Annotated in this window: 7 protein-coding genes; 5 read left to right on the top strand and 2 right to left on the bottom strand. The window is 68.7% G+C overall.

Annotation, left to right across the window (positions count from 1 at the left end):
- Positions 1–243: 243 nt before the first annotated feature.
- Together ACWC09_RS51880 and ACWC09_RS51885 are read right to left on the bottom strand one after the other, a co-directional pair.
- Positions 244–921, bottom strand: coding sequence for an AAA family ATPase (locus ACWC09_RS51880; protein ID WP_450859222.1), 678 nt, complete (start codon positions 919–921; stop codon positions 244–246).
- Positions 918–1676, bottom strand: coding sequence for a GntR family transcriptional regulator (locus ACWC09_RS51885; RefSeq protein WP_450859224.1), 759 nt, complete (start codon positions 1674–1676; stop codon positions 918–920). The genes ACWC09_RS51880 and ACWC09_RS51885 overlap by 4 nt, the downstream gene beginning before the upstream one ends.
- Positions 1677–2135: 459 nt before the next feature.
- On the opposite strand from ACWC09_RS51885, the gene ACWC09_RS51890 reads away from it, so the two are divergent.
- The 5 genes from ACWC09_RS51890 (at position 2136) to ACWC09_RS51910 (ending at position 6537) form a co-directional block, all read left to right on the top strand.
- The gene (locus ACWC09_RS51890; protein ID WP_450859225.1) at positions 2136–2309 is read left to right on the top strand and encodes a hypothetical protein; all 174 of its coding nucleotides are present in this window, start codon (positions 2136–2138) and stop codon (positions 2307–2309) included.
- Between the two features lie 109 nt (positions 2310–2418).
- On the top strand, positions 2419–2709 hold the full coding sequence (locus ACWC09_RS51895) for a hypothetical protein (RefSeq protein ID WP_450859232.1): 291 nt from the start codon (positions 2419–2421) through the stop codon (positions 2707–2709).
- Positions 2706–3848: a conjugal transfer protein gene (locus ACWC09_RS51900; RefSeq protein WP_450859227.1), complete on the top strand. Its 1143-nt coding sequence runs from the start codon at positions 2706–2708 to the stop codon at positions 3846–3848. Before ACWC09_RS51895 ends, ACWC09_RS51900 begins: the two co-directional genes overlap by 4 nt.
- Positions 3845–4228 carry an RRQRL motif-containing zinc-binding protein gene (locus ACWC09_RS51905; RefSeq protein ID WP_450859229.1) on the top strand — a complete coding sequence of 128 codons (384 nt, stop codon included), beginning with the start codon at positions 3845–3847 and terminating at the stop codon, positions 4226–4228. The genes ACWC09_RS51900 and ACWC09_RS51905 overlap by 4 nt, the downstream gene beginning before the upstream one ends.
- Positions 4229–4311: 83 nt before the next feature.
- Positions 4312–6537 (top strand): cell division protein FtsK, encoded by a 2226-nt coding sequence (locus ACWC09_RS51910; RefSeq protein ID WP_450859230.1) that lies wholly within the window; start codon positions 4312–4314, stop codon positions 6535–6537.
- Positions 6538–6661 lie beyond the last annotated feature (124 nt).

The following is a 6661-nucleotide window of genomic DNA, read 5'->3' on the forward strand; positions in this document are numbered from 1 at the left end:
GGACCGGGCCCTTCGTCTACCTGCGGTAGCGGAGGGATTTGAACCCTCGGTGACTTGCGCCACACTCGCTTTCGAGGTCTGTTCGTGCTGGTCAGCGCATGATCCGTACCCGTTCAACCTCGTTCATTGCCGTACTCCGGGCCGGAGAGTGAACCGCTGTGGACGGCTCCGGACGGGTATGAATGAGACGGAAACTGAGACGGAGCCCGTACCTCTGACCTGCGCTTTCATGCCCTCCGAGCGTCAGTTCCGCGAGGCTTCCAGAGCCGCCATCACGGCCTCAGGGTCGCCGTCGTAAAGCAGATGCGGTTCGTCTTCCTCAGGGGGTACGAACCGAGTCCGGTACCGCTGAAGGTCGCTCTCCGAGAAGTAGATCGAGTTCGGATCGTTCGCGTGGAACTCGTTGCGCTTGCTGATCCTTGCCCACAGCTCATCGTGGCTGGCCGCGAGGTAGACGAGCGCGGGAGTGGCGCCGGCATCGGTGGCGATGGCTCGCCAGTGGGCACGGTCCTCGGGGGTCCAAAAGCCGTGGTCGACGACGACATCATGTCCGGCCTTGAGATGGTCCCGGAGTTCGCCCGCGACATCTTCCAGCACCGGGCGTTCAAGGGTGGGGAAGACGCCCCGGGGAAAGTCCACCCCGTACACGCCGTGTCGGCGGTACATCTCTTCGTCCGGACACAGCCGTACGAACCCGCGAGCCGTGAGAGCGCGGGAAAGAGTCGTCTTGCCGGAGCCCGGGAGCCCGGCCATCAGGACGCAGAACGGTGGGCGTGGTGACATCGGTCTCGTCATGGTCTGGGAGATGGCGGACATCTCCGCTTCGGCTTCGAGCGTGATTGTGCCAGCCCTGCGGGCCGCAATGAGTGACCCTAGGCGCTCTTCGAGGACGCTCGCGAGCGTGTCATCCATGACCGTCATGACGTGACCTCCGATTCGGTTCGCCATGTGCGGCCCGGGCCTCCGAGGTCCACGCCGTATTCCACGATGTTCCCCTCGCTGTCCACGAACTTCGCCGTCATCACGACCACGGGTTCCGTCGGCGGCTGGTGGGGGTCCAGCTCCAAGAGCTGTGCGTACTCGGGCGTCACTAGGCGGGCTGAGGCTGTGTCGATGCGGTGGCTTATCGGGTGGCCGGTCACCTGGGCGATGAGCTGCAGCGAGGTCCCCCCGGTCAGTCGCTCGCTTTCAGCTAGCTGTGGGATCAGCTTCCCGTAGCGAGCGGGAATCCATGACGTGCTGTGGGCCACGATGCCGTGCCGGTCTCGGTAGACCCTGCTGCGGCGGATCACGTCGGAACCCGGCTGAATGTCCAGCGCTTGGGCGACGTCGGCGGGTGCGGCCACTACGGCTGCCTGATGTGAGTCGGACCTTTCGCCCGCCCCCCAGCTAGACCCGGTTCGGCGCCCTCGGTCCTGACGCTGGGAGCCTGAAGACATGGGAGCGGGCTGGTCCAAGACCTCCGTCCCGATCCCGTGGATACCCCGCACAAGTCCCTCGTTGCGCAGCTTGCGCAGCGCCTTTTCAGCGGTAGCGGTGCTCACTTTCCACTCTTCCGCGAGGTTCTTGATGCTCGGCAAGAGGGTTCCCGGCTCCAGCTCACCAGACGTAATCAGCTCCGTGTAGTGGGCGGCAATCTTCGCGTATGGGGCCCGATTGTCGGCCTGGCCTGCCATGTCGCCTGCTCCCTGTCGTGACTTCCCTGAGGTTCCCTACCTTACCGCTTGACACCGCAGGGAACCCTAGGGAACCTTAGGGATGTGCCCGCCGGTCACTTCGGAGAACGGCGGTCGCTGAACCTCGGCACACCTGCGCGCAAAACGGGCGTGAACCGAGGGTTGCGCCAACGCCCGGAGGGCTCCGTGAAACGGGCTCGAAGGAAGCGACTGCGGCTTGAGAACTCAACAGCGCGCTTAGAGATCGACGGGGTGTTACTCCCCCGTCCCCGTGACGGCCGGGTGATGCCCGTCGGCCCCGGTATCCAGCCGTGAGGGCGCGGAATCGACTTCCGCCCGGGGCTACTTGGCCTGCCGCTTCCTGCGGCGTGGGCCCTCATTGCCGGACGCGGCGGCACTCCCGGACAGGACAGCCCGCCGCGCCGGACCTTCCCATTCCCGATGCGAGAGGACGCTTCCATGCGCCGGATCACCAACCCCAAGCACCCGAACGTGGACCAGGTCGGAACGGACGTTGTGTACGAGGGCGAGCTGCACCGCATCACGGACGTTGGCGGCGGCTCCTTCAAGCTCGTTCGCCACCGCGACGGATACGGCCGGAACGTGAAGATCCGAGAGATCAACGGCCGTTAGCACCGCAGGTCTCGCACCTCACCCCTTCGCGGGGTGGTCGCACTCCCGGACAGGACAGCCGGCCACCCCGCGTCTTTCCCGACGTGTCAAGGAGAGATCCACCATGCGTATGCGCAGCTTCGTCGCCGGCCAGGAGGCTTACGGCGACTTCGAGTTCGCGGAACTGGCGCTCGGTATCGACGTCGACCTGTTCCGGGGCCCGCTGGAGTTCGAGACGGACGGCGAGCGTGCCGCCCGTGAGGACGCGGCCCGTGACGTCCTCGCTGACCTGCGGGCGGAGGCGGAGGCCGGTGACGAGATCGCCGGTTGGGACGCCCTGTACGCCGACGCGCTGAGGCGGACAGTGCCGTTCCTGCGTGCCGTTCGCGACTTCCGCTCGGGGACGAGGGAAGCGGCGTGAACGAGACCCGTAAGCCGCTGACGAACATTCAGATCGGTGTCCTGACCGCCGCATTCGTGCCGATGCTCGCCACGGGTGTGGTCGGCGGCATCGGTACCTACAGCAACATCGGACACGCCTACGGCACGGGGACCGCACTCGGTGCGCTCGGTGCAGGCGAGGGCGCCACGGCCGTGCTCGCCCTGGTCCTGCTGGGCTTGACCATGCTGGGTCAGTCCTCGCCGCGCGTCGTACGGATCGGGCTGTGGGCCTTGCCGGCCGCCGCCGCTGTCATGGGCGCTACGGCCGCGCCGGATGCCGGTCGGACCGTCGTCTACGCGCTGACCCCGATGGGCATGTCGGTGTCGGCGGAGGGCATGGCCTTCCTGGCCCGCCGGATCGTCGTACACACCGACGGCCGCGATGCGGAGCATGAGCGACGCACGGCCGACATCGTGCAGGCCCTCGCCTACCACCGCGCCCGTGCCGCTCACCACCCGGTGGGCCGGGTGCGGAAGCGGTCCGATCGGGCGTCATGGCGTCTGGCCCGCAAGGTCGGGGTCGGGGACGCGGCGCTCGGATCGCGGCTGCTGGAGGTCCAGCGCGATCGGATCACCGACGGCGCGGACGCCGCGCTCGCGTCGATGTTCGGCGGCACCAACCCCGCCCTCGCCCCGATTCCCGACACGGACGCGAATGTGGAGGAATCGACCGAGACCATGAGGAATCGGTCTACGGCTGAGCTGCGGGAATCGACCCCGGCGCCGTCGGTGATGCTGTCCCGGATTTCGATGGCCGATCCGGTGACGGTCGACTTCCTGAAGCCGACTCTCCCCCTCAAGCCGATGCCCGCGATCGCCCCGGCGGTCGACCCGGCCAAGGCCGATCCTGCGCCGACCGGGCGTCGGGCGGTGTCGGCCGATACCCCCCGATCCCGTCGGGCGACCGGTCGGATTCCGGAGGTGGCCCGCTCGCCTCGGCCGAAGCGCACGGCGGATCAGTTGCTCGCTGAGGCCCGCACCGCGACCGCCGAATGGCCCGACGGCCGGATCACGGCTGAGGGCATCCGTCGTGAGGTCCGTACCTCGCCGGCGAACGCCCGGATGCTGCGGGACACGATCCTCGCCGAGCGGGCCGCCGACGGCGGTAAAGCCGCGTGAGCGGGCTGACCCTGGCCGACTGCTTCGACCCGGCCGGCGAGCGCTTCGGCATCCCCACCTACCCGTGGCGCTACGCCCCCGACGGCATGGCCACCCGCCGCCAACTCCGCATCCGTGGGCTGCGGCCGGGGGGCCAGGACATCGCGGCACAGATCCTGCGCCCGCGCCGCCGTCGGGTCCCGCTGGCCGCGTACCTGTACCGAGTCGACCTCGCCCTTCCGGTGCGGCCGATGACTCCGGCGAGGTGGGCGGCCCTGGCCAAGGCCAATGCCGCCCGCCGCCGTTGCCCCGAGTGCGGCCGGGATGCCGGATACGTCATCCCGCCCACGCTTGGCATGTGTGTGACCTGCGCCTATCCCGAGGAACAGCGCGCCGCTTGAACCACCCCGAATCCGGGTCCGGCCGCCCAACCTTCCACAGCAAGCCGGCCGGACCCTTCGACTCCCGAAGGAGTGCGTACATCGTGACGGAAAACCCCACCTTCCCGCCCGCCGGGGACCCGGAAGGCACCGACGAGCAGACGGCCGACGTACTGCCGTTCCCACTCAAGAAGGACACCGTCCCGGCCGCCTCGCCCGGCGAGGGCGAGGCCAAGCCGGGGGAGTGGGAGGCCGAACTCCCCGACACCGACGACTCCGAGGCCGAAGGGCTGACCGACGGGGCCCCCGTCGACCCGCCGCGCGAGGCCTACCCGCCCTCGGTCGCGGAGTGGATGGAAGCCAAGGACAAGGCCCGGCTTCCGGTCCTGCCCGACTGGGTGAAGCTGCCTGACCAGCGCACGGCCGTGCGCAAGTGGGCGGTGCGGCACTACTCAGCCGTGGTCGGCTACCACGCCGTCCGTCTGCCGCTGGTGTACACGCCGAAGATCTGCGCGTACTCGCCGCGCGGCGCGTGGCGTTGGTCGGCGGCGGTCGGCCGGTGGGTGTTCGACGCGGAGGGCAAGGGACTGCGGCTTGCGGCCGTGGCCAACGAGGACGCGGCCGAATACCTGAAGCTCTCTCGTCAGCGCAACGACCGCGTGAGGCTGCGGGGGATCGTCGCGGCGATCGCCGGTGTCGTCGGCCTCGCCGCCGCGCTGACCCTGTACGTCATGGCGCCTTCGTGGCTGCTCATGCTGGCCATGGCCGCACTGACCACCACTCTGGGTGTGGCCGGGGCGCCGGCGGACCGGCCGCTGATCGACATGGCCAAGGTGACGTTCCGCAAGCGGCGGCTGTCCTCAGACATCGTGATCCGCGCGCATGAGGCGTCCGGGCTGACCACCAAGGATCAGACGATCGCGTTCCCGCGGCCGATCGGCCGGGACGGCGACGGCTGGCGGGTGGTGGTGGATCTGCCGTACGGCAAGACGTTCGAGGATGCGGTGAAGGCGCACGCGCGGCTCGCATCCGGTATGGACATCGCCCCGACTCAGCTCTTCCTGGACAAGGACGAGACGAGTGGGCGGCGGGTGTCGTACTGGATCGCCGACCGTGACCCGCTCGCCGTGCCGTCGGGCAAGTCCCCGCTGTTGGGGGCAACGCGGGTGGACTTCTGGAAGCCGTTCCCGTGGGGTGTCGACGAGCGGGGCAACCCGGTCATGGCCACGATGTTGTGGCTGTCGCTGCTGGTCGGTGCCGTTCCGCGTCAGGGCAAGACGTTCTCTGCCCGCACCATCGCGCTCGCCGCCGCGCTGGACCCGTACGTGCGGCTGTACGTGTTCGACGGCAAGGCGTCGCCGGACTGGCGCAAGTTCGCCCTGGTCGCGCACCGCATCGGGTTCGGCATCGTGCCCAAGAACGGGTTCGACCCGGTCCAGCACCTGCTGACCTCGCTACGGGAACTCAAGGCGGACGTCGAAGACCGCTATCACCGGCTGTCGGAACTGCCGCTGCATGTGTGCCCGGAGGGCAAGCTCACCCCGGAGATCAGCCGGGACAGGAAGCTCAACATGCCGCTCACGCTGTTCGTGGTGGACGAGGTGCAGGAGTACCTGACCCACCCCGAGCACGGCAAGGAGATCCTGTCCCTGATGGTCTACCTCGCCCGGGTCGCCCCGGCCGTCGGCGTGTCCGTGATGACGGCGACGCAGAAGCCGGACGACAAGGCCTGCCCGTCCGAGCTGCGGGATCAGCATCAGGCCCGGTTCGCGCTGAGGGTCGGCGCCTACCAGGTCTCGGACACCATCCTGGGCGCCGGGTCGTACTCGGAGGGCTTGGACGCGTCCAAGCTGCTGAAGTCCCACAAGGGCGTGGGTCTGCTCAAGGGCATGTCCGACGATGCGGGGATCGTGCGCACCTACCTCGCCGACGGCCGCGACGCGGAACGCATCCTGACCCGCGCCGCCGCCCTGCGGGAGGCGGAGGGCACGCTGACCGGCGACGCGGTCGGCGAGGCACCTGCGCCGGAGGCGTCCGCGACGATCCTTGACGACGTCGCGGCCGTGCTCGGCAAGGGCGAGGCCAAGGTGTGGTCGGAAACGGTCGTGGACCGGCTTGCCGACCTGCGCCCGGACGTCTACGGGCCGTGGGCGGAGTTGGAGGCCAAGCCGAAGGCGGAGGCGCTGACCGCCGCGCTCAAGCCGTACGGGATCGCCACCGAGCAGATCAGCCGCCGCGTTGACGGCAAGGTGGTCAACAAGCGCGGCATCAAGCGCGACGACATCGCCGCCACGATTACGCAGCGCAACAACACGAGGGATGCCGGATAGGTCCCCGAGGGTCGCTTGCGCAAGCACGGCCTGTCGGCGGGGGGAGCGGCCCCAACCGGGGAGGACACAGCAAGAAGAACCTAACAAAAAACAACAAAGGAGGTGTGGTATAGGGGTGTTTGAA

This window comes from Streptomyces sp. NPDC001617 (genome assembly GCF_053596855.1).